This is a genomic window from Microbacterium sp. CSI-V, assembly GCF_001984105.1.
Lineage (GTDB): Bacteria > Actinomycetota > Actinomycetes > Actinomycetales > Microbacteriaceae > Microbacterium.
Window position 1 is genome coordinate 258,019 of the sequence record NZ_MTQM01000005.1, and the last position, 22,857, is coordinate 280,875.

Here is a 22,857-nt window from a genome sequence, read left to right on the forward strand (position 1 = left end):
GGCCTCCTCAGCCCCCGACGAAACGGAACGCGCCGGTCGCCACGGCGACGGTGAGCGCGGCGGCGATCAGCGCGATCGCTCCGGCGAGCGCGGCGCCGTCGCGCGGGTGCAGGCGCGAGGGCCGCGACCACGTGCGGTCGACCGGGGCGCCGAAGCCGCGGGCCTCCATCGCGGTCGCGAGGGTCGTCCCGCGGCGGACCGCGAACACCAGCAGCACGAACGCCATGCCGAGGAAGCGCCGCACGGCCCCCCGGTCGCCGAGGCCGCGGGCGCGGCGGGCGAGGGTCATCGTGCGCCAGTCGTCGACGAACAGGCCGACGGTGCGCGCACCGGCGAGCACGCCGAGCACGAACCGGCTGGGGAGCTTCGCGACCTGCGCGAGCGCGTCGGCGAGCTCGGTCGGGTCGGTGCGGCCGAACAGCAGGATGGTGGGCAGCCCCAGGGCGAGCACGCGCAGCATGACCGCGAGCGACAGCGCGATCGAGTCGTCGCTCACGGTGGCGAACAGGAACCGGCCGTAGACGGTTCCTCCCGGCTTGGCGTAGAGCAGCATGCTGAGCCCGGCGACGGGGGCGAACACGACCACGGGCACGAGCCGCCGCAGGACCGTCGCGACCGAGAGTCCGGTCAGGGGCACGCACGCGAGTTCGAGCACGATCGCGACCGACGCGCTCACGGGGTCCAGCGTCGCGAACAGCGGTACCGACAGCACCAGGGCGATGAGGATCTTCGTGACCGGATTGACCCCGTCGAGCCACGCCGCGGTCCGTCCGGCCACGGACACCGCCGCGCTCACGCGGCCCCCCGCAGTTCGATGCGGTGCTGCCCGAGGTGGCGGACGACGTCGGCGTCGTGCGTGACGGCCACGACCGTCCGTCCGCGCGCGATCTCCCGTTGCAGCAGGGAGACCAGCTCGCTCCAGCCGCGGCGATCCTGACCGAAGGTCGGCTCGTCGAGCACGATCACGGCGGGCGCGGATGCCAGGACCGTCGCGACCGACAGCCGCCGCTTCTGTCCGCCCGAGAGCGTGAACGGGTGGGCTTCGGCGAGGGAGGCCAGGTCGAGCCGCTCGAGCAGTTCGTCGACGATCGCGTCGACCTCGGCCTCCGGCATCCGGAGGGCCCGGGGTCCGACGGCGAGCTCAGCGCGCAGCGTCGAGGCGAGGAACTGGTGTTCGGGCTCCTGGAACACGGTGCCGATGCGCGTGAGGAGCTCCGTCGACCGCCAGCGCGAGGGACGGCGGACGCCGCGCGTGGTCAGCGCGGGAGCGGCGACGACCTCCCCCGCGACCTCCGGCAGGAGCCCCGCGAGGGTCAGGGCGAGCGTCGACTTGCCCGCGCCGTTCGGGCCGGTGACGACCGTGCCCGCCCCCTCCGGAACGACGACGTCGAGCCCCGCGAGCACGGGCGTGCGGCGGTCACGGCCGATCGTGAGACCGGATGCCGAGAGCACGGCATCCATCGACGGCGAAGCGGGAGCGAGCACAGGCAGGTCGACCGGACGCCCCGGCACCCACACGCCCGCGGCGGCGAGCGCCTCACCGTGCTCGGCGAACACCCACGCGGGCGGGCCGTCGGCGAGCAGCCCGCCGCCCGGCGCCAGGACGATCACCCGCGTGACGAGGTCGGCCCACACCGCGGTGCGGTGCTCGATGAGGACCAGGGTCGTCTCGTCGCGGGAGACGACGCGTTCCACCGCGGCGCGCACTTCGCGCACGCCGTCGGGGTCGAGGTTCGCGGTGGGTTCGTCCAGCAGCAGCAGTCCCGGGCGCATCGCCAGCACCCCGGCGAGCGCGAGTCGCTGCTTCTGCCCTCCCGACAACGCCTTCGTGGGGCGATCGAGCGGCACATCCAGACCCACGGATGCCAGCGCCTCGGAGACGCGCGAGGGGATGGCATCCGCCGGCAGCCCGAGGTTCTCGCAGCCGAAGGCGACGTCGTCGCCGACCTTCGACAGCACGACCCCCGACTCCGGATCCTGGAGGACGAGGCCGATGCGGCCGCGCTGCGCCTCGGGCGGATGCCCGTCGACGAGGATGCGGCCCGTGGCCTCGCCCTCGTCGCTGCCCCCGAGGAGGCCGGCGAGCCCGGCGAGCAGCGTCGACTTCCCCGCCCCGGACGCACCGAGGAGCAGCACCCGCTCCCCCGGCTCGATCGTGAGCTCGACGTCGCGGGTCGCGGGCAGGCGGCGACCGGCGTAGCGCCACCCCCAGCCGCCGATCTCGACGCGGGCCGGATGCGGCATCAGACCTCGCGACGGCGTTCGCGTCCCGCGGCGAAGCGGCTGAGCGCACCGCTCGCGGCAAGAGCGCGCACGAGCAGCCACCCCACGACGCCGCCGAGCACCGCACCCGAGACGATGAGCGTGCCGAGGTAGAGGAGGTTGAACTCCGCGGTCTTGACGATGTTGCCGGTGAAGAACTCCAGCACCCACGCGCCGACACCGGCGCCGGCGCCGGCGAGCATCGCGACCGGGAGCGAGAAGCGGAGGTAGAGGAACGCGAGGAAGATCAGCTCGGCGCCGAGGCCCTGCGCGAGGCCCGAGTAGATCGTGCTGATCCCCCACGCGTTGCCGATGAGGGCCGACACGACCGCAGCGATCACTTCGACGAGGAGCGCCGCACCGGGCTTGCGGATGATCAGGCCGCCGACGACACCGCCGAGCAGCCAGATGCCGACGGCGATCCCGCCGAGACCGGGCGTGAGCCCGTCCATCGCGGCGAACCACAGGCCGCCGACGGTGTTCCAGCCCCAGAAGACGAGGCCGATCGCGACACCGAGGACGGCGGCGACGACGATGTCGACAACGCGCCAGCGGAACCGGTCGGACGTGGCCACGACCGGGGTCGTCCGGGCAGACGTGGACGTGTGCATTTCTACTCCTCCCTGCGCCGGCATGATCCGGATCAGGTTCGACGGTCGAAGCGTGGATCGCTTCCTCTCAGCCCGGCTCACCGGACTCCCGTGGTTGTGGTTCCCGAGTATAGGCCGGTGCCCGAGGTAGCGTGGGCGAGTGCACGACCAGACACCGGCCACACGGCGCGAGCTGCGTGACCGGGTCGATCCGCCCGACGAAGCGGATGCCGCGGACGCGGCGCCCTCGGCATCCATCGACGACGAGGTCGCCACCGACGCAGCCCCGCGCGCCGAGGCAGCGGCGCCCGCCGCGCCGGACGCGCCGGCCGCACCGGCGCCCGAGCGCGTCCTGATCGGCGCCCCGATCGCGCTGGGCTGGGTCGACCCCGCGTCGGCGACGGCCCCGCGGCCCGCGCCGCAGTTCGCGCTGACCCCGGCGGGACCGCGCCCACCCGACCTCCTCGCCGGCCGCCGCCGACGGGCCCTCCGCCCGGGCACGGTCGTCCCGCCGCTGCTCCTGCTGCTGCTCGTCGCGGTGTACGCCGCCGTCACGCTGCTGTGGCCGTTGAACGCGGTGACGCCGCGCGTCACCCCGCTCGTGGTGCAGCCCGTCGCCGCACCGGCGGCCTCCCCCGCGTGGCCCGCTCAGGGCGAGGCCGCCGTCGCCGTGCAGGGGATGCCCGACGTGCTGTCGTCGGCCGAAGCCCCCGAGTCGATCGCCAGCATCACCAAGGTCGTGACGGCGCTGCTCGTGCTCGAGCGGCTGCCGCTGGCTCCCGGCGAGCAGGGCCCGACCTACGCGTTCACGCAGGCCGACAGCGACGACTACTGGCAGTACCGTTTCCGCGGCGAGTCCTCGCTCGACGTGCCCGTCGACGGCACCCTCACCGAGCTGCAGATGCTCCAGGGCATGCTCATCGCCTCGGCCAACAACTACGCCCAGCGACTGGCATCCGATCTCTGGCCCTCGAACGCCGATTTCGCCGCGGCGGCGAACCGGTACCTGAGCGACCGGGGCATCTCGGGCGTGACGATCGTCAACCCCACCGGGATCGAGGCCGGCAACACCGCGACGCCCGCGGCCCTCATCGCCCTCGCCGAGAAGGCGCTGCAGAATCCCGTGATCGCCGACATCGTGCGCACCACCGAGATGTCGCTGCCGGGCGCCGGAACGTTCAAGAACGGCAACCCCCTCCTCGCCGACCCCGGGGTCGTCGGGATCAAGACCGGCACCCTGGATGCCTGGAACCTGCTGTCGGCGAAAGACCTCACGGTCGGCGGGGTCACGGTGCGCACGTACGCGGCGGTGCTCGGACAGCCCGGCCCCGACGAGCGCGATCAGGCCAGCCGCGACCTGTACACGCGCCTGGCCGAAGAGGTGCAGCTGCGCACCTCGGTTCCGGCGGGGACCGTCGTGGGCAAGGTCTCGACGCTGTGGGGCGAGGACGTCTCGCTCGTCACGGCGGCGGACGCGCAGAACATCCTGTGGAACGGCGCGAGCGCGACGCCCGGCACGTCGTTCACGCTCGGCGACGCGCGCGACGAGGGCGAGACCGTCGGAGAGCTCATCACGACCGGACCCCTGGATGCCGCCACCGTCGACGTGCAATTGCAGACCGACATCGAACCGCCGAGCCCCTGGTGGCGGCTGACCCACCCGCTCGATCTGTTCGGCCTCAACGACTGACGGTCGCCCTCGTACGGCGGCGAGGCGGCGCGCGTGCAGGCGCGGGGGCGCCCCTCCTCCACACCCCTCGTGCGGTGGGATCCCTCCCCGGATACGCCCGCGGGATCGGCGCGATGTCGGAGGCCCTCGCTAGCATGCACACATGTCCTCCGACAGCTCCCCGGCAGCCCCTACGGGCGGGCCGCCCGCCCTGCGTGCGGTGCTCGACGAGGTGCTGCGTACCGGTGCCGCGCTCGCCTCGGTGGAGGTGGCGCGCACGCGCGCTCTGGCCGCGGCGGGACACCTCGCACTCGATGTCCTGACCGATCGGGGCGCGACCGGTCGCGCCTCGGAGATGGCGCTGCGCGAAGTCGCCTCCGAACTCGCGGCCGCCGAGAACCTCTCCGACCGCTCGGTCCAGGCGCAGATCGGCCGCGCCATGACCCTCGTCGACGACTGTCCGCAGACCCTCGCCGCGTGGGAGGCGGGGGTCATCACGCGGGCGCACGTCCACGCGATCGTCGACGTCGGGTCCCCGCTCCCCCTCGACGCGCGCGCGGAATTCGATCTGCTCGCCGTCGCGACCGCCGAGGGGCTCAGCCCCGGCCGACTGCGGTCGCGACTCGCCGCCCTCGCCGAACGTCTGCAGCCGACCACCCTGACCGAACGGCACCGGCGCGGTCGCGATGCACGGTGCGTCCGCGTCGTGACCGGGCAGGACGGCATGTCCGACCTGGTCGCGACGCTGCCGACGGTCCTCGCCGTGGGCATCCACGACCGCCTCACCCAACAAGCCCACGCGGTCGTCGACGCGCGCAACGAGACTCCCGCGACGGGCACGGACGAGCGCACCACCGCCCAACTGCGCGCCGACATCCTCGCCGACCTGCTGCTGACCGCCGCTCCCGATGCCGACCCCACCCGCGTCGATGACGGCCCGGGCGCGCTGGGCGCGATCCGCGCCCAGGTGCAGGTCGTCGTGCCGGCGTTGACGATGCTGCGGCCGGGGGAGGAGAACCGCGACCCCGCCGAACTCGTCGGCCGCGGTCCCGTCGACGCCGACACCGCCCGCGCCCTCGCTGAGACGACCCCGCTCCCGTGGGACCGGGTCGTCACCCACCCCGTCACCGGCGCGGTGCTGCACACCGATGTCTACGCCCGCACCGCCGCGATCGACCGGTACCTCCGCGCCCGCGACCGCCACTGCCGCTGGCCGGGCTGCACCGTTCCCGCGATCCGCGCCGAGGTGGACCACACCCGCGACCATGCCCTCGGCGGCGCGACCCACGTCGCGAACCTCGCCCACCTCTGCCAACGGCACCACACGCAGAAGCAGTTCACCCGCTGGAGGGTGGACCAGCTCCCCCGCGGTCTCCTCCGCTGGACCAGTCCGACCGGTCGCACCTACACCGACGAGCCGCTCCCGTACTCGCCCGCCGTCCGCTTCCTCCCCGACGACCCGCCTCCGCCCGAGCCGGACGACTCACCGCCACCGTTCTGATGACCACGACCCTCCCCCTGCCGAATCGCCGTCCGGCGTGGACGCACGCGCGCCGCGTAGCCTCGACGCATGCCCCAGGTCCTCGTCACCGGCGCCGAGCGCCCGAACAGCATCGCCGCCGCGATCATCCCCCGGCTGGAAGCAGACGGCTGGGACGTCGTCACCAGCGAGCTGCGCTCCGGCGACTACCCCTGCGACCTCGCGAGCCCCACCGCCCCGACCGAACTCGTCGAACGTGTCTCCCGCGACCGCGGACCGATCCACGCTCTCGTCCTGAGCCACGCGCACGACGAGGAGTCCGGCATCCTCGACACCACCGCCGAGAGCTTCGATCGCCACCTCGCCGTCAACGCCCGCGCGACCCTGCTCCTGATCTCGGCGTTCGCCCGACAGGTCGACGAGACGGGCGGCGCGATCGTCGCGTTCACGAGCGACCACACCACCGGCAATCTCCCCTACGGCGCATCGAAGGGCGCCCTCGACCGCATCGTCATCTCGGCCGCCCGAGAACTCGGACCGCGGGGCATCTCGGCCAACGTCGTGAATCCGGGTCCGATCGACACCGGGTGGATGGATGCCGAGACCCGCGAGTCCCTGACCGCGCACCACCCGCTCGGCCGGTTGGGGACACCGCGCGACATCGCCGGGATCACGGCGTTCCTCCTGTCGGACGAGGGCCGCTGGATCAGCGGACAGCTCCTCCACACCGACGGCGGGTTCTCCGCGCGGTACTGAGCGCGCGGCGCGCCGACGTCCGCCGTGCTAGCGTCGCCCGCAGTGACACGGGGTGCCCCACGGGGCTGAGAACACACCCGTCGAACCTGATCTAGTTCGTACTAGCGAAGGGATGTCGCGAATGGTCGTTCGCACGTCGTCGTCTCCGTCCACCGTCCTCGCCGACCTGCGGGGAGCGCCGCCGCTCGTGCAGTGCATCACCAACGCGGTGGTGACGAACTTCACCGCCAACGCCCTGCTGGCCCTCGGCGCCTCCCCCGCGATGTGCGACATCCCCGGCGAGGCCGGGCTCTTCGCGAGCGTCGCCGGAGGCGTGCTGGTGAACCTCGGCACCCCGACCGCCGAGCAGCGCGACGCGGCGCGTGAGGCCGTCGCCGCGGGCACGCCGTGGGTGCTCGACCCGGTCGCCGTGGGCGCGCTGCCCGTGCGCACCGCCCTGGCCCACGAGCTCCTCGAGGCGCGGCCCGCGGTCGTCCGCGGCAACGCCTCGGAGATCCTCGCGCTCGCCGGGGCCGGTGCCGGGGGTCGCGGCGTCGACTCGACCGATTCCCCGGAAGCCGCGCTCGACGCCGCCCGCGCGCTCGCGATCCGCACGGGCGGGACGGTCGCCGTCTCCGGCCCGGTCGACCTGATCGTGGATGCCGACCGTGTCGCGCGCGTGTCCGGCGGCAGCGTCCTCCTCACCCGCGTCACGGGCGGCGGCTGCGCCCTCGGCGCCGCGATGGCCGCCCTGCTGTCCGTAACCGACGGCTTCGAGGCCGCGACGACGGCGAGCGCGATCTGGGCCGTGGCATCCGAGCGGGCCGAGGCCGCCTCGAGCGGACCGGGGTCGTTCGCCGTGGCGTTCCTCGACGCCCTGGCCGCGATCGAACCGGCGGATCTCGACGGCCGGGTCGACGCGTGAGCGCGCATGACCTGTCGCTGCACCTCGTCACCGACCACCGGATGCCGTTCGCCGACGTCGTCGACATCGTGGACGCCGCCGCGGATTCCGGGGCGAGCATCGTGCAGTTCCGCGACAAGGAGGCGAGCGGCCACGATCTCTTCGATCGCGTGACGGCCCTCGCCGACGTCATCGCGGGACGCGCGGTCTTCGTCGTCGACGACCGCGTCGACGTGGCCCTCGCCGCCCGGGCCGCGGGTGCCCGCGTCGACGGCGTCCACCTCGGGCAGAGCGACCTCCCCGTGGTCGCGGCGCGTCGGCTGCTCGGACCCGATGCGCTGATCGGCTGGACGGCGAACACCCCGGCGCACTTCGCCGCCGCGGCAGCCCTGCGGGAGGGCACCGTGGACTACCTCGGTGTGGGGGTGATCCGCGCGACCGCGACCAAGCCCGACCACCCGCAGCCCCTCGGCGTGGGCGGGTTCGCCGGGCTCGTGGCATCCGCTCCCCTGCCGTGCGTCGCGATCGGGGGCATCGAGGTGGGCGACGTCGCCGCGCTCCGCCGCGCGGGGGCCGCGGGTGTGGCCGTCGTGTCGGCGGTGAGCGCTGCCGAGGATCCCGCGGCGGCGACCCGCGCGCTGCGGGAGGCGTGGGCATGATCCCCCGCGTGCTGAGCATCGCCGGGACCGACCCGACCGGGGGTGCCGGCATCCATGCGGATCTGAAGAGCATCTCGGCATTCGGCGGGTACGGCATGGCGGCCGTGACCGCGCTTGTCGCACAGAACACCCTCGGTGTCCGCGAGGTGCACGTGCCACCCACGGAGTTCCTGTCGGCGCAGCTGCGGGCGGTCAGCGACGACGTCGAGATCGACGCGGTCAAGATCGGGATGCTGGGGTCGGCCGAGGTCGTCGACGTCGTGTCCGCGTGGCTCGCCGAGGTCCGACCGCCGGCGGTCGTGCTCGACCCCGTGATGATCGCGACGAGCGGCGACCGGCTGCTCGACGCCGACGCCGAAGCGGCCATCCGCGGCCTGTGCCGCTACGCCGACCTCGTGACCCCGAACCTGCCGGAGCTGGCCGTGCTCGTGGACGAACCGGTCGCCCACGACTGGGACGCCGCGGTCGCGCAGGCGCGCACGCTCGCCGCGCGCGCCGACACCGCGGTTCTGCTGAAGGGCGGGCACCTGCGGGGGCCGGAGAGTCCGGATGCCATCGTCGACACGGCCGGCATCCACCCGGTGTCGGGCCGCCGCGTCGACACCCCGCACACGCACGGCACGGGATGCTCGCTGTCGTCCGCGATGGCGACCCTCGCCGCGCACGGGCTCGCGTGGCCCGCCGCACTCGAGCGCGCGAAGCCGTGGCTCACCGGCGCTCTCGAGCACGCCGGCGACCTGCGGGTGGGACGCGGCAACGGCCCCATCGACCATCTCCACGAGCTGCGGCCGCACCTCGACGTCGGACCGGCGTGGAGCACCGCCGCGTGGGCCGAGGCGGCGCCGGTGCGCGCCGACGTCGACGCCTGCGCGTTCGTGCGCGGGCTGGCATCCGGCGACCTGGATCGCGCCGCGTTCACCTGGTACCTCGAGCAGGACCTGCTGTACCTGCGCGAGTACGCCCGCGTGCTCGCCCGCGCCGCCGCTCTCGCCCCCACCACCGAGGAGCAGCGTTTCTGGGCGGCGGCGTCCGCGTCCTGCCTGGTCGAAGAGGCACGTCTGCACGAGAGCCACGTGGATGCCACCGGCCTCGAGCCCGCGCCCGACACCGCCGCCTACACCGACCACCTGCACGCCGTGTCGGCGGGCGGATCGTACGCGGTGCTGGTCGCGGCCGTTCTGCCGTGCTTCGTGCTCTACACCGACATCGGCGCGCGCTGGCGCGGCACCTTCGCCCCCGACCATGCGTACGCCGACTGGCTCACGGCCTACGGCGACGAGGTGTTCGCCGCGTCATCCGCCGAGGCCTCCCGGATCGCGGATGCCGCAGCCCGATCGGCCTCCTCCGCCGTCCGCGCCGCGATGTCGGCCGCGTACGCCCGGTCGATGCGGTGGGAGCGGGCGTTCTTCGAGGCACCGCTGCGGCGCCCGTTCCGGCGGGGAGGCGGGCCGAACTCCTGAGTTTTCGGCGTCGCGGCCGCCTCCCGGCGTCGTGGGGGCCGCGGGGTGTCAAGATCTCAGGAGTCCGGCCCGGCCGATCAGCCGCTCTTGCGGCGGAACTCGCGCTTCGTCACGGCTCCGTGGGTGCCCTGCACGGCCGAGTGGCCGTCCAGGTGAGCCTGACCCGACCGCTGCTGCCCGTTCTTCTTCGCCAGGGCTTCCTTGAACTTGCGCTTCATGTCGTCGGATGCCGTGGCATCCGGGGTCTCGTCGGTACTCATGCCCCCACCCTAGGCACGTCCGGGCCGCCGCGCGCGGTCCGGACGCCGACGCCCGCTCATCGCGTCGGAGCGGGCTGTCCGTCGTCGGCCGCGTGGTGACCGTTCGCGGCGTCACTGACGGACGCGACGCCGCGACCGAACGCCTGTCCCTGCAGGATGGCGCCCAGGTCGACGCCGGTCGCCGACTTGACGCTGTGGAACGTCGCGGCGAGGCCCGCGGCCTGCTCGCGGGCGATGTGGGTGCCGGCCGTGTCGCCGCCGACGAGCGTGACGCTGCCCACGTTCTGGTAGCCCTTGGCGAACTCGGCCATAAGGGCGGGGAGCTGCCCGATGAGCTCGCGCCCCAGGATGGCCTCCTGGTTCTCGCGCAGCGCTTCGGCTTCGGCCTTGATCGCCGCGGCGCTGGCCTCACCCTTCGCGCGGATCGCTTCGGCCTCGGCGACGGCCTTCGCCCGCAGGGCCTCCGCCTCCGCTCCGGACTGGGCGCGCAACGCTTCCGCTTCGGCCTCGGCACGTGCGCGCACGGCGGCGGCTTCCGCGGCGGCGGACGCCTGCCGCGCCTCGGCCTGACGCTGCACGGCGTAGGCCTCGGCGTCCGACTCCTGCTGCGCGACCTGACGGTCGGTCTCGGCCTTCTTCTGCCGCGCGTAGGACTCGGCATCCGCCTCGGTCTGCTTGCGGTACTTCTCGGCATCCGCGACGCGCTTGACGTCGGCGTCGAGTTCGGCCTGGCGGTTCTCGGCGCGCTGCACGAGGACCGCCTGCTCGCGTTCGGCTCGGGCGAGGTTCTCGGCCTGCTCCGCCTCGGCGTTCGCGCGTCCGATCTGGGACTTCGACGCCGCCCTGTTCTTGTCGAACGCCGTCTGCTCGACGAGGTTCGCCTCCTCGGTGGCGAGCTGGCGGGCCTTCACCTCGCGGGCGGCCTCGATCCGCGCGACCTCGGCCTCGCGCTTGACGCGCGCGACCTCCTGCGCGCCGAGGGCGTCGATGTACCCGTTGCGGTCGGTGACGCCCTGGATGGCGAAGGAGTCCAGCACCAGGCCCTGCGCGAGCAGGTCGCCCTTGATGCCCTCGGCGATCTCGTCGCCGAGCTTCTGGCGGTCCTGCATGACCTCTTCGACGTTGAGCTTGGCCACGACCCCGCGCAGTGCTCCCTCGAGCTGCTCGGTGGTGAAGACGTCGATCGCCTGGTCCTGCGAGGCGAACCGCTCGGCGGCCGCGCGCACCTGATCGGGCAGCGACCCGATCTTCACGAGCGCGACCCCGGCGAGATGGATCGTCACGCCGTTCTTGGTCTGCGCGACGGGCTCCATCTTGATCTGCCGCGAGCGCAACGAGATCCGATCGGACCGCTGCGTCAGCTTGTTGACGAACGCGCCGCCGCCGGTGATCACCGTCATGTTCGAGGTGAGGCCGTCGGCGCCCCGCTGCTTCTTACCGACGATGACGATCGCCTCGTCGGCCTGCGGCACCTGATACCAGGCGCGGAAGATGAAGAAGCCGATCACGAGGACCGCCAGAATCACCCCGATCAGGACGACCAGACCGGCGATCCCCCAAATGTCACTTTCCACCACAGCCCCCAAGCACCGGGTTCGCAGGCCCCCATCGAGCCCCCTGCGAACACGTTATCGGGCGGGAGGGCGTCGCCGCGCGGGCGGCGAGGCCAAGCCCGCGTCAGACGTGCCGGACCCGCTGCTGCAACCGGGTGCGGATGTCGAACAGCTCGGTGCCACCGACCTCGCGCGCCCCCGGGATGCCGCGGCGGAGCAGCGTCGTGAGGGCGCTGCGCTGCACCAGCACGACCGGGGTTCCGCGGACCTTGCCGAGGTCGGTGACCGCGTCGAGGATCGCGTCGTCGGGCAGCACCACCATCGCGCCGCTGAAGCGCACCCCCGCGGCGCGCGCGATCACGCGCGCCCGCGAGACGAGCTGGGTGACCGGGGAGCCGATGACGTTCGGACCGCTGATCTCACCGCGGCGGACCCCCACCGGGCCGCCGAAGTCCTCGCTGAGCATCGCGTACAGGCCGCTGGGTCCGAGCACGAGGTGGTCGATCTTCTGCTCGGGGTCGACCCCGTCGCGGTCGGCGAACACGTCGTGCCACACGGTGTACCCCATGCCGAGGTCGGCGACCAGGCGCGCGGTCTCCTCCTCGGCGAGCGCATCGGCGAGGATGTGCCGGATCTCCGGCGGCGCCGACCGCACCAGCGCGGGGTCGTACGGATCGCCGACGTCGACGCCGCGCCCCACCCACTCGCGGATCAGCGACAGGTAGCGCTCGCGCCGCCAGCCGCCGGGCTGGCCGTACGCGCGGGCGCGGGGCCGCGTGTCGGGACGGGGAGGAGCGGATGCCGCCGCCGCGCCGCCCCACTCGGCCGACGCGTGTCCGCGACCGCGGTCGTAGGCGGCCCGGGCCTCGGGCGTACCGACGAGCTCCCACGCGCGCTGCACCTGGACGAAGAGGGCGGCGTCACCGCCGGTGTCGGGGTGCGTCTCGCGCAGGCGGACGCGGTACGCACGGCGGAGGCCTTCGTCGTCGACGTCGACATCGACGCGGAGCACCTCGTAGGCCGAAACCGACATGGGGCTGTCGAACACGTCCGTCATCCGTTCCGCCGCTCGGGTGCGGCACCTTTCAGGCTATCCGCCGCCGTCTGTGCAACCCCCGGGATCCGCCCGAGGTTTCGCTGACGGCGGCACGACTCCCGCGTCAGCGGCGCTCGTTGCGGCGGGCGTAGGCGGCGGCATCCCGGCTCGAGAGGGCGAGGAGCACCAGGATGTCGAGGCTGACCGTGACGAGGGTCGTGCCGACGGTGATCTCCTGCCCCAGCTCCCACCACCCGGCGAACGCCGTGGCGATCGACATCGTCGACACGATCATGACGATCACACGGGCGACGTTGCTTCCGCGCAGGAGCAGGATGCCGAAGACCGCCTGGACGAGGGTGATGGCCCCCAGGACGCCGAAGAAGATCCCGGCGTCGAGGCCGAGGTCGGAGAGGGTCAGGGTCGACTCTTCGCCGGAGCCGTCCGCCGCGCCCGCCACCGCCTGCAGCCACGGCGGCAGGGGGAAGACGACCGTGAGGGTCCAGACGATGCCCGCGACCGCGCGGAGGAGCACGAGGACCCCACCGGCGACGGTCGCGGCGGGACGGCGCATCGCGGAGTCGCGGACGACCGGTGCGGCGATCGGTTCGAACGCCGCCCTCTTGCGGGGATGCCTCTCGCTCACGACCGGCCCTCCGCTCGGGCGCCGGCCGCCGTGGCATCCGGGACCCCGCGCACGTCGAGGATCGGCAGGTCGCCGTCGGTGGTGATGCTGTCGCCCCCGCCGTTGCGCGCGTGGTAGCCGGTCGAGAAGTCGCGGATGACGTCGACCGCGACACCGGGCAGCTCCTGCACGGTCGCGACGATGTGGTCGCGCTCGATGTCGGTGTCGGCGTCGATGCGGTGCGTGACCTGGAGCGTGAACAGCGAGAGTCCGACGGCGCGGTCGAACGTGCCGGCGGCGAGCCAGTCGACCCGTCGTCCACCGGGGAGCAGCCACCCGTCGGGGCAGCGCCAGAGTCGCACGTGGTGGCGCTGTGCCGGGGATCCCGCGACCTCCTGCTGGTAGGCGAGGTCCTGCATCCGGCCGAACAGGAACAGGGGGCTGACCGGCGCGGTCGGGTAGCTGCGACGGCGAAGCGTCGACGTGACGATGCGCCACGACGAGCCGAGGCCGACGGGGTCGGCGGGGATCCACCCGGCCGCGGCCATCACGGCCTCGACCTGCGCACGCTCGCCCTGGAAGGCGAGGTTCACCGGGTCGCCGAGCAGTCCGTCGGACGTGCGGGTGCGCCCCATGAAGTAGTCAGGCACGTAGACGGCGGTCAGGATGCGATGCAGCCGCGGGAGCACCAGGTAGGCGAGGAGCCCCCAGAAGAAGATCGCCATGACGATCCCCGCCCAGCCGAGAGTGAACGTCTGGGTGAAGCTCAGGTACGCGAGCCACACGGCGGCGAGCCCGGCGAAGACGAAGAAGAACCCGTCGAGCAGCCGCCCGAACGACCAACGCCTGCGTCCGCCCATGTCGCCGCTACCAGAGAGCCGGTTCGGGTTCGTGGGCGAACGCCTCGGCGACGCGGCCCGGGGGCAGCTCGAACCGATGCGCGGGCGACCAGGACGGCGACCGGTCCTTGTCGACCAGCTGCGCGCGGATCCCCTCGGCCAGGTCGGGCTGCGTCGTGGCGAACCACATCACCAGCCCGTACTCCTGCGCGAGGGCGGCGTGCAGCGACGGCAGCGCACGCGCCCGTCGGACGGCCTCGAGCGTCACCGACACCGCCGTCGGGGCGGAGGACTCGAGCAGGTCGGCGGTCGCGTGCGCCTCCGGTTCCCAGCGCCGGCGGAGCCGATGCAGGATGCCGTCGAGATCGTCGGCCGAGAAGGCGTCGTCGATCCACGGACGCCAGGTCTCGAGATTCGATCGCTCGGGGCTCTCGTCGAACAGCAGCACCAGCTCCGTGGGGCTCGAGGGGTCGGCGCGGTACTCCAGCGCTTCGTGGAGCGCCGAGAGGTGGGCGACGGGGACGAGATGGTCGGCGAAGCCCGCGTACAGCGCGTCCGCGGCATCCATCGTGGCCCCGGTGAGACCGAGGTATTCACCCAGTCGGCCGGGCGCGCGACCGAGCAGCCACGATCCGCCCACGTCGGGGGTGAACCCGATGCGCGTCTCGGGCATCGCGAGCTGCGAACGTTCGGTGACGATGCGGATGCGCGCGTGTCCGGCCAGCCCGATCCCGCCGCCCATCGTCACCCCGTCGGCGATCGCGACGATCGGCTTCGGATAGGTCGCGATGCGGTGGTTGAGGGCGTACTCCTCGCGGAAGAAGGTGTGGACCTCGTCGACGCGTCCCTGGACGACGAAGTCGTAGAGCGCCCGCACGTCGCCGCCGGCGCAGAACCCGCGCTCCCCCGCGCCGTCGAGCAGCACCAGGTCGACGTCGGTGTCGCGCTCCCAGCGGTCGAGGGCGGCCGAGAGCAGCCGGATCATGCCGAGGTCGAGCGCGTTGATCGCGCGGGGACGGTTGAGCGTCAGGTGCCCCACTCCGCGCCAGGCTCGCGCGTAGACCGCGTCGTCGTCGGATCGCTGTGCGTTCACGCTGCCACGTTACACAGGGCGCGAGATGTGTTTTCGGCCTCGGATCGGGGAAGATGGGGAGAACGCCCGCCGAACGAGAGGTACTCGATGCCCCAAGGACAGGTGCTGGAATTCTCCGGGCTGACCAAGCGCTTCGGCGCGGTGTCGGCCGTCGACGGCCTGACCGCTCGCGTGGAGCCGGGCCTGGTGACGGGATTCCTCGGCCCCAACGGTGCGGGCAAGACCACGTCGCTGCGCATGCTGCTGGGCCTCGTGCGCCCGACGTCCGGATCCGCGACGATCGGCGGCCGCCGCTACGCCGACATCGACCGTCCGCTGCAGACCGTGGGCGCCGCTCTCGAGGCATCCAGCTTCCACCCGGGACGCTCGGCGGCGAACCATCTGAAGGCCTACGCCCGCGCGGCGCGGCTGCCCCTGTCGCGCATCGACGAGGTGCTCGGGCTCGTGGGTCTGGCCGACGTCGCCGGACGCCGGGTCGGCGGTTACTCGCTCGGCATGCGTCAGCGACTGGGCCTGGCGACGGCCCTGCTCGGCGACCCCGGCGTCCTCGTGCTCGACGAGCCGTCCAACGGTCTCGACCCCGAGGGCATCCGATGGATGCGTTCGCTGCTGCGTCACCTCGCCGAGGAGGGCCGCACCGTGCTCATCTCGTCGCACCTGCTGGCCGAGGTGCAGCAGACGGTCGACGCGCTGCTGATCATCTCGCGCGGCACGCTCGTCTTCCAGGGCGGCACCGAAGACCTCGCCGACCCCGACGAGTACTCCACCGTCGTGGACTCCCCCGACCGCGAGGCACTGTCTCGGCTGCTCGAGGAACGCGGCATCGCCTTCCAGCTGCTGCGCAACGGCTTCACGATCCGGCACGTCGAACCGCTCGAGATCGGCACCCTCGCCGCCGGCGCCGGCATCGCGCTGTCGCACCTGCAGAGCAAGGGCGCGAGCTTGGAGGACATCTTCCTCGAGCTCGTCAGCGGCGTGCGGACGCACGCGAGCGCAGCCGGCCCGGTCGTCGCCGCGCCCCCCGCCGCGCCGGCGGAAGCGGAGACGGTGGATGCCGAGGCCCCCGCGCCCGCGCCGGAACCCGCACCGTCGACCGATCTCGTCCCCGTCCTCGCCGCCCCGCGGCGCGCCGCCGCTCCGGTGGAGCCCGACCCCGAGCCCCGCTCCTCGTACGCGGTCGCCTCGACAGGGGTCATCGACATCGTGCCCATCGACGACGCCCGCGCCGCAGACACGGAGGTGCCGCGATGAGCCTGGTGGCATCCACTCGCTCCGAGTACACGAAGCAGTTCAGCACCGCCGGATGGTGGGTGCTGGGCATCGTGCTCATCGTCTACGTCGGCTTCACGGCGGGCGTGCTCGCACTGGCGTTCGGGGGCGTGGCATCCGGCAAGCTGCCGGGCGCCTCCGGACCGGCGCTGCCCACGGACGGTCTCGCCGCCCTGGTCTACAGCTCGGCGAGCGCCGTGGGGTACGTCTTCCCGCTGCTGGCCGGGACGCTCATGGTCACGACCGAGTTCCGGCACAAGACCCTGACCCCGACGTTCCTGGCCACACCCCGCCGCGGCGTGGTGCTCGTCGGGAAGTTCGCGATCGGCATCCTCGTCGGCATCCTGTACGGCGTGCTCGGGTCGATCGCGGCGATCGGTGCGGGCGCCGGCGTCTTCGCGGCGTTCGGACTCGGCACCGAGCTCGGTTCATCGGACACGTGGGTGCTCGTGGGCCGCATGCTGCTGGCCTTCGCCCTGTGGGCGGTCGTCGGGATCGGCGTGGGCACCGTGGTGCGCAACCAGGTCGCCGCGATCGTGATCGTGCTGGCGGTGACCCTGTTCGTCGAGCCGATCGTGCGCACGATCGCCGGTGTCGTCGACGGCCTCGGCGAGGTCGCGCGGTGGTTCCCGAGCGCCGCGAGCGACGCGCTCGTCGGCAAGACGATCTTCGGCGCCGTGGGGGCGGGCGGTGCCGAGCCTCTGGAGTGGTGGCTCGGCGGCCTCGTGCTGCTCGGCTACGCCGTGGTGCTGGTGCTCATCGGCCTCGCCACGACCTGGCGCCGCGACATCGACTGACGCGGGGCGGGGGGCCTGGCGTCAGGACACGAGATCGGCGACGTCCTCGGGCTCGGATGCCACCTCGAGACGCAGCGCCTTGAGCAGGGCCACACCGTGCTTGGTCGTCAGGACCAGCCGCTCGAACTCGTCGTGGCCGCTGAGGTCGATCACGACGCTGGACTTGCGGCGACGGATGACGACGAAGTCATTGCCGCCGGCCGACTTCCACGTGCCCGCGGCCACGACGACGGGGAGGTTCGTGCCCGGATTCGGGACGCCGCGGAGCCACGTCCACGCGTCATCGGTCAGTTGCACGCGGTCGATCGTCGCGCGCGGCACGACGATGTTGCGCTTGCGGAACGACAGCGCACGCTCGGTCGGCGAGAGCACGACCTCGAGCTGCGCCTGATCGAGCAGCAGGGTCACCATGGCATCCATCCTGCCAGCGGCGATGGATGCCGACCGCCCCGGCGCCTCACGAGAGCGCAACGATCCGGGGCGACGCAGCTCGGCCCGCGTGTCGGAGCGGAGGGATAGCCTGGAGCGATGAGTACGGGCAGCGCTGCGCCGCAGGCCGCACCGGCCCGGGGCGACTCGATCGACGACCTCCTCGCCCGCGTGCGCGACGGACACCGGCCCGATGTCAACGAGACCGAGCGGCTGCTGCACGCCCCTCTCGACGTGCTGTCCCGCGCGGCCGGCCTGCTCCGCGACGAGGGGCTGAAGCGCGCCGGTCGACCTCGGATCATCACGTACTCGCGCAAGGTCTTCGTGCCGCTCACGACCCTCTGCCGCGACCGCTGCCACTACTGCATCTTCGTCGACACCCCCGGCCAGCTCGCGCTCCTCCGCAAGCCCGCCTACATGAGCCCCGAACAGGTGCTCACGGTCGTCCGACAGGGACAGGCGCTCGGCTGCAAAGAGGCGCTCCTGACCCTCGGCGACCGCCCCGAAGAGCGCTGGCCCGAAGCCCGAGCGTGGCTCGACGAGCACGGCTTCGCCTCCACGATCGACTACGTCGCGCACATCGCCCGCCTCATCACCGCCGAGACCGGCATGCTCGTGCATGCCAACCCCGGCGTGATGCACCCAGACGAGCTCGCCGCGCTGCGCCCGGTCTCCCCGTCGATGGGCATGATGCTCGAGACCACCTCGCGCCGCCTGTACGAGGAGCCCGGTCAGGTGCACTTCGGGTCGCCCGACAAAGACCCCGACCTGCGTCTGCGCGTCATCGACGACGCGGGAGCCGCCGGCATCCCGTTCACGACCGGCATCCTGGTCGGCATCGGCGAGACCTTCCGCGACCGCGCCGAGTCGCTGATCACCCTGCGCGACCTCGACGATCGGCACGGTCACGTGCAAGAGGTCATCGTGCAGAACTTCCGCGCGAAGCCCCGCACCGCCATGCAGGGAGCCCCGGATGCCGACATGCACGAGTACCTCGCCACGGTCGCCGTCGCGCGACTCGTGTTCGGGTCCGACATGCGCATCCAGGTTCCGCCGAACCTCTCCGATCCGCGCGAGCTCGGGCTGCTGATCGAGGCCGGGATCGATGACTGGGGCGGGGTCTCGCCGCTCACGGCCGACCACGTGAACCCCGAGCGTCCGTGGCCGCACATCGACGACCTCGCCGCGTCCACCGCGGCGCACGGCTACACCCTGCGCGAGCGCCTGACCGCGCACCCGGAGTTCGTTCGGGATGCCGAGACCTGGATCGACCTGGCCCTCCACGCCCCCGTCCGGGCTCTGGCGGATGCCGAGGGGCTCGCGGCCGAGGTCGTGCCGAGCGGTCACCGGGTCCCGGGTGACGCCGGCCGCACGGACGCCCTCGACGACGACCCGATCGACCGCACGGCGACCTCCTCACTCGTGACGACAGGCGGGCGCGCCGACGCGTCCGCCCCGAGGGGCTCGACCACCGCCGACCCCGGCATCCGTCGCCTGGCCGAGACGGCGGCATCCGCCCCCCTCTCCCTCGACGACGCCGATTGGACGCGCCTGCTTCACGCCACGGGGGCGGAGCTCGACGAGCTCACCGCCGTCGCCGACGACGCGCGCCGCTACACCGTCGGCGAACCGGTCACGCTCGTGCAGAACCGCAACCTCACCTCGACCGGCCTCCGCCGCGCCGGCCGCACGGCCCCGGGCGAGTTCGACCTCGACGACGCCGCGGCGATCGCGACGGATGCCGTCGACCTCGGCGCCACCGAGATCTGCATCCAGGGTGCGCTGCCCGCCGGCGAAGACCCCGCCGGGTATCTCGACCTCGTGCGCGCCGTGAAGCGGGCCGCCCCCGGCATCCACGTGCACGCCTACCGCCCGCTCGACGTGCGCGACCTCGCCGATCGTGGCGGGCTCGGTCTCGGTGGCGCCCTCGCCGCGATGCACCACGCGGGAGTCGACACGGTGCCCGGCACGGGCGTCAAGGTGCTCAGCGAGCGCGTGCGCGCCCTGGTCGCGCCGGGCGACCTCGAGATCGACGCGTGGATCGAAACCATCACGGCCGCCCACCTGACCGGCTTCCGCTCGACCTCGGTGCTGTTCTACGGCCACGTCGAGACGGCCGGGGAGCGCATCGCCCACCTGCGGCGGCTGCGCCGGATCCAGGATCAGACCCGTGGTTTCGCCGAGTTCGTGCCGATCCCCCTCCCCGGCGGCGACGTGCCGCTGGTGGCGGGGCGCGCACCGATCGACGAGCACCGGGCGATGGTCGCGGTGTCGCGGCTGCTGCTGTCGGGCAGCATCGCGCACGTGCAGATCCCCTGGACCCGCGTGGGCCGCGAGACCGCGGCGGTGCTGTTGCGCTCCGGCGGCGACGACCTGGGCGGCACGCTCTACGACGGACGGGTGCTCCCCGACACCGGGATCGAGCAGGGCCTCGAGCTGCCCGTCCCCGCCGCCGAGCGGCTCGCCCGCAGCCTGATGCGGCCGTTCCGACTGCGCACGACCGACTATCGCGTCACCGATGCCTCGTCCCCGTACATCGAGACCAGCGGCGGCACCCGATTCCCGCTCCCCGCCGACGGAGCACGCGCGTGAGGGTGATCGACGTCGCCATAGTCGGCGCCGGTTTCGCGGGCCTCGCCATGGCCGGGGCCCTGCGGCGCGCCGGCCGCGACGACATCGTGGTGCTCGAACGCGCAGCCGACGTCGGCGGCACATGGCGCGACAACACCTACCCCGGTGTCGCGTGCGACGTGCCCGCGCACCTCTACAGCCTCGCCGCGCACCCCCACCCGCACTGGACGCGGACGTTCGCGCCGGGCGGCGAGATCCAGCAATATCTGCGCGAGGTCGCCGTGCGTGAGAACCTCGGCGACCGCTTGCGGCTGCGCACCCCGCTCCTCGGGGCGCGGTGGGATGCTGATGGCGCGCTCTGGCAGCTCGACACGGGCGCCGAGCCCCTCGCCGCCCGTTCCCTCGTGCTCGCCTGCGGACGCCTGACCGAGCCGTACGTCCCCGCGATCGACGGCCTCGAGTCGTTCTCCGGCCCCCTGTTCCACTCCGCGCGGTGGGACCACGACGTCGACCTCACGGGTAAACGCGTCGCCGTGGTGGGAACCGGCGCGAGCGCCGTGCAGCTCGTCCCCGAGCTCGCCCGCCGAGCCGCCCACGTGACGCTGTTCCAGCGCACGCCCGCGTGGATCGTCCCGCGCGGGGGCGGGGAGATCCCCCTCGCCGAGCGCGAGCGTCTCGCCGCGCACCCCGGCGATCTCGCGCGGTTGCGGGCCGACCTCTACGCCGAGGGCGAGCGGCGTTTCGCCTCCCGCTCGGGCGAGGCCGCGGCATCCGCCGCCGCCCGGAAGATCGCGCTCGACCACCTGCACGCCCAGGTCGCCGACCCCGCGCTGCGGGAAGCCCTCACACCCGACTACGCCTTCGGGTGCAAGCGCGTGCTGCTGTCCGACGCGTTCTATCCCGCCGTGGCCTCGGATGCCGTCACCCTCGAACCCACGGCCCTGGTCGCAGTAGAGGGCTCGGGGCTGACCGCCGCGAGCGGAGCGCGCCACGAGGCCGATGCGCTCGTGCTGGCGACCGGCTTCGCCTCGGCCCAGCAGCCCTACGCCGACCTCGTGCACGGCGAGGAGGGCACGCTGGCGGCGCACTGGTCCGACGGCATGACGTCGTTCGGGTCCACGGTCGTGGCCGGGTTCCCCAACCTGTTCGTACTGAACGGTCCCAACGCGAGCCTCGGTCACAACTCGGCCGTGCTCATGGCCGAGGAGCAGGCCGCCTACGTCGTCCGTGCGCTCTCCGAGCGCGACCGGCGCCCCGATCACGTGCTTCGGGTGCGCCCGGATGCCGAGGCGGCGTACACCGAGGAGATCGCCGCGGCCGCGGCATCCACCCCCTGGCTCACCGGCGGATGCCGCAACTGGTACGTCGACCCCCGATCGGGGCGTCTGACGCTGTTGTGGCCCGGCACGGTGCAGGCGTTCCATGAGCGACTCGTCGCCACCGACGGGTCGGAGTTCGAACCCGCGCACACCCCCGTGCGCGGTTGCGAGGTCGGAGGAGAGAAATGACCATTCCCTTGCGTTTCGGATACAAGGCCTCGAGCGAGCAGTTCGGGCCGAACGAGCTGCTCGACTTCAGCGTGCTGGCCGAGGAGGTCGGGTTCGACTCCGTCTTCCTCTCCGACCACCTGCAGCCGTGGCGGCACGAGGGCGGGCACGCCCCGAACGCCCTGCCCTGGCTCGGTGCGCTCGGTGCCCGCACGCAGCGCGTGATCCTCGGGACGTCGGTGCTGACCCCCACGTTCCGCTATCACCCGGGCGTCATCGCGCAGGTGTTCGCGACGCTCGGCGTGATGTTCCCCGGACGCGTCGCGCTGGGCGTCGGCACCGGCGAGGCCCTCAACGAGGTCACCCTCGGCCTCGAGTGGCCCGAGCCGCCCGAGCGCTTCCAGCGCCTCAAAGAGGCGATCACGCTCATCGACAAGCTCTGGACCGAAGACCGGGTCACCTTCGAGGGCACCTACTACTCGGTGAAGGATGCCACGATCTACGACCGCCCCGAACAGAAGGTGCCGATCTACATCGGCGCCTCGGGTCCCGCGGCGACGCGGCTCGCCGGACGCATCGCCGAGGGGTACATCACCACGAGCGGCAAGGACCCGGCTCTGTACACCGAGAAGCTGCTGCCCGCGCTCGACGAGGGTCTTGCCAAGGAGGGGCGCACGCGCGACGACATCGACACACTCATGGAGGTGAAGGTCTCGTACCACCCCGATCGCGAGACCGCGCTCGAGAAGACGCGCTTCTGGGCACCGCTCGCGCTCTCGGCGGAAGAGAAGATGAGCGTGCACGACCCCCTCGAGATGGCGCGTCTCGCCGATGAACTGCCGATCGAGCGGGCGGCGTCCCGGTTCATCGTGTCGACCGACATCGACGAGCACGTCGAGCGCATCGCGCACTACGTCGACCTGGGCTTCCGTCACCTCGTGTTCCACGACCCGGGGCACGACCAGGAGGAGTTCCTGCGCACGTACGGCGCCGAGGTCCTGCCGCGGCTGCGGGCCCGGTTCAGCTGAGGCCTCGCGGACCCGCGTGCCGTGCTCCGGATGCTCTTCGTCTTCGCAGCACGATTCGCGGGCGCACCGCTACCCCCGGACGGAAATGTCCGGAGTCCGGCACACAATGGA

21 protein-coding genes and 2 riboswitches are annotated in these 22,857 nt (G+C 72.9%); of the genes, 11 read left to right on the forward strand and 10 right to left on the reverse strand.

The window, feature by feature from the left end:
• Positions 1–7 precede the first annotated feature (7 nt).
• The 3 genes from CSIV_RS02325 to CSIV_RS02335 all read right to left on the reverse strand — a co-directional run bounded on the left by CSIV_RS02325 (position 8) and on the right by CSIV_RS02335 (position 2,873).
• A complete protein-coding gene (locus tag CSIV_RS02325; protein ID WP_077049803.1) occupies positions 8–796 on the reverse strand; it encodes an energy-coupling factor transporter transmembrane component T family protein in 789 nt (262 codons plus the stop codon).
• Positions 793–2,244, reverse strand: a complete 1,452-nt coding sequence (locus CSIV_RS02330) for an ABC transporter ATP-binding protein (protein ID WP_077049804.1) — start codon at positions 2,242–2,244, stop codon at positions 793–795. Before CSIV_RS02330 ends, CSIV_RS02325 begins: the two co-directional genes overlap by 4 nt.
• Positions 2,244–2,873, reverse strand: a complete 630-nt coding sequence (locus CSIV_RS02335; RefSeq protein ID WP_077049805.1) for an ECF transporter S component — start codon at positions 2,871–2,873, stop codon at positions 2,244–2,246. The genes CSIV_RS02330 and CSIV_RS02335 overlap by 1 nt, the downstream gene beginning before the upstream one ends.
• Positions 2,864–2,975, reverse strand: a riboswitch (TPP riboswitch). (Overlaps the previous gene by 10 nt.)
• 37 nt (positions 2,976–3,012) lie before the next feature.
• Here CSIV_RS02335 and CSIV_RS02340 point away from each other — a divergent pair.
• The 6 genes from CSIV_RS02340 (at position 3,013) to thiD (ending at position 9,759) form a co-directional block, all read left to right on the forward strand.
• A complete protein-coding gene (locus CSIV_RS02340; RefSeq protein ID WP_077049806.1) occupies positions 3,013–4,542 on the forward strand; it encodes a D-alanyl-D-alanine carboxypeptidase family protein in 1,530 nt (509 codons plus the stop codon).
• Between the two features lie 142 nt (positions 4,543–4,684).
• Positions 4,685–6,022, forward strand: a complete 1,338-nt coding sequence (locus CSIV_RS02345; protein WP_077049807.1) for an HNH endonuclease — start codon at positions 4,685–4,687, stop codon at positions 6,020–6,022.
• Positions 6,023–6,091: 69 nt separating this feature from the next.
• A complete protein-coding gene (locus CSIV_RS02350) occupies positions 6,092–6,757 on the forward strand; it encodes an SDR family oxidoreductase (RefSeq protein WP_077049808.1) in 666 nt (221 codons plus the stop codon).
• Between the two features lie 38 nt (positions 6,758–6,795).
• A riboswitch (TPP riboswitch) is annotated at positions 6,796–6,887 on the forward strand.
• A complete protein-coding gene (thiM, locus tag CSIV_RS02355; RefSeq protein WP_077049809.1) occupies positions 6,879–7,661 on the forward strand; it encodes a hydroxyethylthiazole kinase in 783 nt (260 codons plus the stop codon). It overlaps the preceding riboswitch by 9 nt.
• A complete protein-coding gene (thiE, locus tag CSIV_RS02360) occupies positions 7,658–8,299 on the forward strand; it encodes a thiamine phosphate synthase (protein ID WP_238592323.1) in 642 nt (213 codons plus the stop codon). The genes thiM and thiE overlap by 4 nt, the downstream gene beginning before the upstream one ends.
• Positions 8,296–9,759 carry a bifunctional hydroxymethylpyrimidine kinase/phosphomethylpyrimidine kinase gene (gene thiD / locus CSIV_RS02365; protein WP_077049861.1) on the forward strand — a complete coding sequence of 488 codons (1,464 nt, stop codon included), beginning with the start codon at positions 8,296–8,298 and terminating at the stop codon, positions 9,757–9,759. Before thiE ends, thiD begins: the two co-directional genes overlap by 4 nt.
• Positions 9,760–9,836: 77 nt before the next feature.
• Here thiD and CSIV_RS02370 read toward each other — a convergent pair whose 3' ends face one another.
• From CSIV_RS02370 to CSIV_RS02395, 6 genes are all read right to left on the reverse strand, one after another.
• Entirely contained in the window at positions 9,837–10,019 is a 183-nt protein-coding gene (locus CSIV_RS02370) for a DUF5302 domain-containing protein (RefSeq protein WP_076493352.1), read from the reverse strand.
• A gap of 56 nt (positions 10,020–10,075) precedes the next feature.
• A complete protein-coding gene (locus tag CSIV_RS02375; RefSeq protein WP_238592324.1) occupies positions 10,076–11,593 on the reverse strand; it encodes an SPFH domain-containing protein in 1,518 nt (505 codons plus the stop codon).
• Between the two features lie 103 nt (positions 11,594–11,696).
• On the reverse strand, positions 11,697–12,620 hold the full coding sequence (locus CSIV_RS02380; RefSeq protein WP_077049863.1) for a DnaJ domain-containing protein: 924 nt from the start codon (positions 12,618–12,620) through the stop codon (positions 11,697–11,699).
• A 112-nt stretch (positions 12,621–12,732) separates the two neighbouring features.
• The gene (locus tag CSIV_RS02385) at positions 12,733–13,254 is read right to left on the reverse strand and encodes a hypothetical protein (protein ID WP_077049810.1); all 522 of its coding nucleotides are present in this window, start codon (positions 13,252–13,254) and stop codon (positions 12,733–12,735) included.
• Positions 13,251–14,093 carry an LssY C-terminal domain-containing protein gene (locus tag CSIV_RS02390; RefSeq protein ID WP_077049811.1) on the reverse strand — a complete coding sequence of 281 codons (843 nt, stop codon included), beginning with the start codon at positions 14,091–14,093 and terminating at the stop codon, positions 13,251–13,253. Before CSIV_RS02390 ends, CSIV_RS02385 begins: the two co-directional genes overlap by 4 nt.
• Positions 14,094–14,100: 7 nt before the next feature.
• Positions 14,101–15,165 (reverse strand): enoyl-CoA hydratase/isomerase family protein, encoded by a 1,065-nt coding sequence (locus CSIV_RS02395; RefSeq protein WP_077049812.1) that lies wholly within the window; start codon positions 15,163–15,165, stop codon positions 14,101–14,103.
• 87 nt (positions 15,166–15,252) lie between these two features.
• Between CSIV_RS02395 and CSIV_RS02400 the strand changes: the two genes are divergently transcribed.
• Both CSIV_RS02400 and CSIV_RS02405 read left to right on the forward strand, forming a co-directional pair.
• Positions 15,253–16,416, forward strand: coding sequence for an ABC transporter ATP-binding protein (locus CSIV_RS02400; RefSeq protein ID WP_077049813.1), 1,164 nt, complete (start codon positions 15,253–15,255; stop codon positions 16,414–16,416).
• Positions 16,413–17,231, forward strand: coding sequence for an ABC transporter permease (locus tag CSIV_RS02405; protein WP_077049814.1), 819 nt, complete (start codon positions 16,413–16,415; stop codon positions 17,229–17,231). Before CSIV_RS02400 ends, CSIV_RS02405 begins: the two co-directional genes overlap by 4 nt.
• Before the next feature lie 21 nt (positions 17,232–17,252).
• On the opposite strand, the gene CSIV_RS02410 is transcribed toward CSIV_RS02405, so the two are convergent.
• Positions 17,253–17,642, reverse strand: a complete 390-nt coding sequence (locus tag CSIV_RS02410) for a hypothetical protein (RefSeq protein WP_077049815.1) — start codon at positions 17,640–17,642, stop codon at positions 17,253–17,255.
• A 117-nt stretch (positions 17,643–17,759) separates the two neighbouring features.
• Here CSIV_RS02410 and cofG point away from each other — a divergent pair, with 117 nt between their 5' ends.
• From cofG to fgd, 3 genes are read left to right on the forward strand one after another with little or no spacing between them, the layout of a single operon-like run.
• Positions 17,760–20,252: a 7,8-didemethyl-8-hydroxy-5-deazariboflavin synthase CofG gene (cofG, locus tag CSIV_RS02415; RefSeq protein WP_083734951.1), complete on the forward strand. Its 2,493-nt coding sequence runs from the start codon at positions 17,760–17,762 to the stop codon at positions 20,250–20,252.
• Positions 20,249–21,739: a flavin-containing monooxygenase gene (locus CSIV_RS02420; protein WP_139340579.1), complete on the forward strand. Its 1,491-nt coding sequence runs from the start codon at positions 20,249–20,251 to the stop codon at positions 21,737–21,739. The genes cofG and CSIV_RS02420 overlap by 4 nt, the downstream gene beginning before the upstream one ends.
• Positions 21,736–22,746: a glucose-6-phosphate dehydrogenase (coenzyme-F420) gene (gene fgd, locus CSIV_RS02425; RefSeq protein WP_077049816.1), complete on the forward strand. Its 1,011-nt coding sequence runs from the start codon at positions 21,736–21,738 to the stop codon at positions 22,744–22,746. Before CSIV_RS02420 ends, fgd begins: the two co-directional genes overlap by 4 nt.
• The last annotated feature ends 111 nt before the right edge of the window (positions 22,747–22,857 follow it).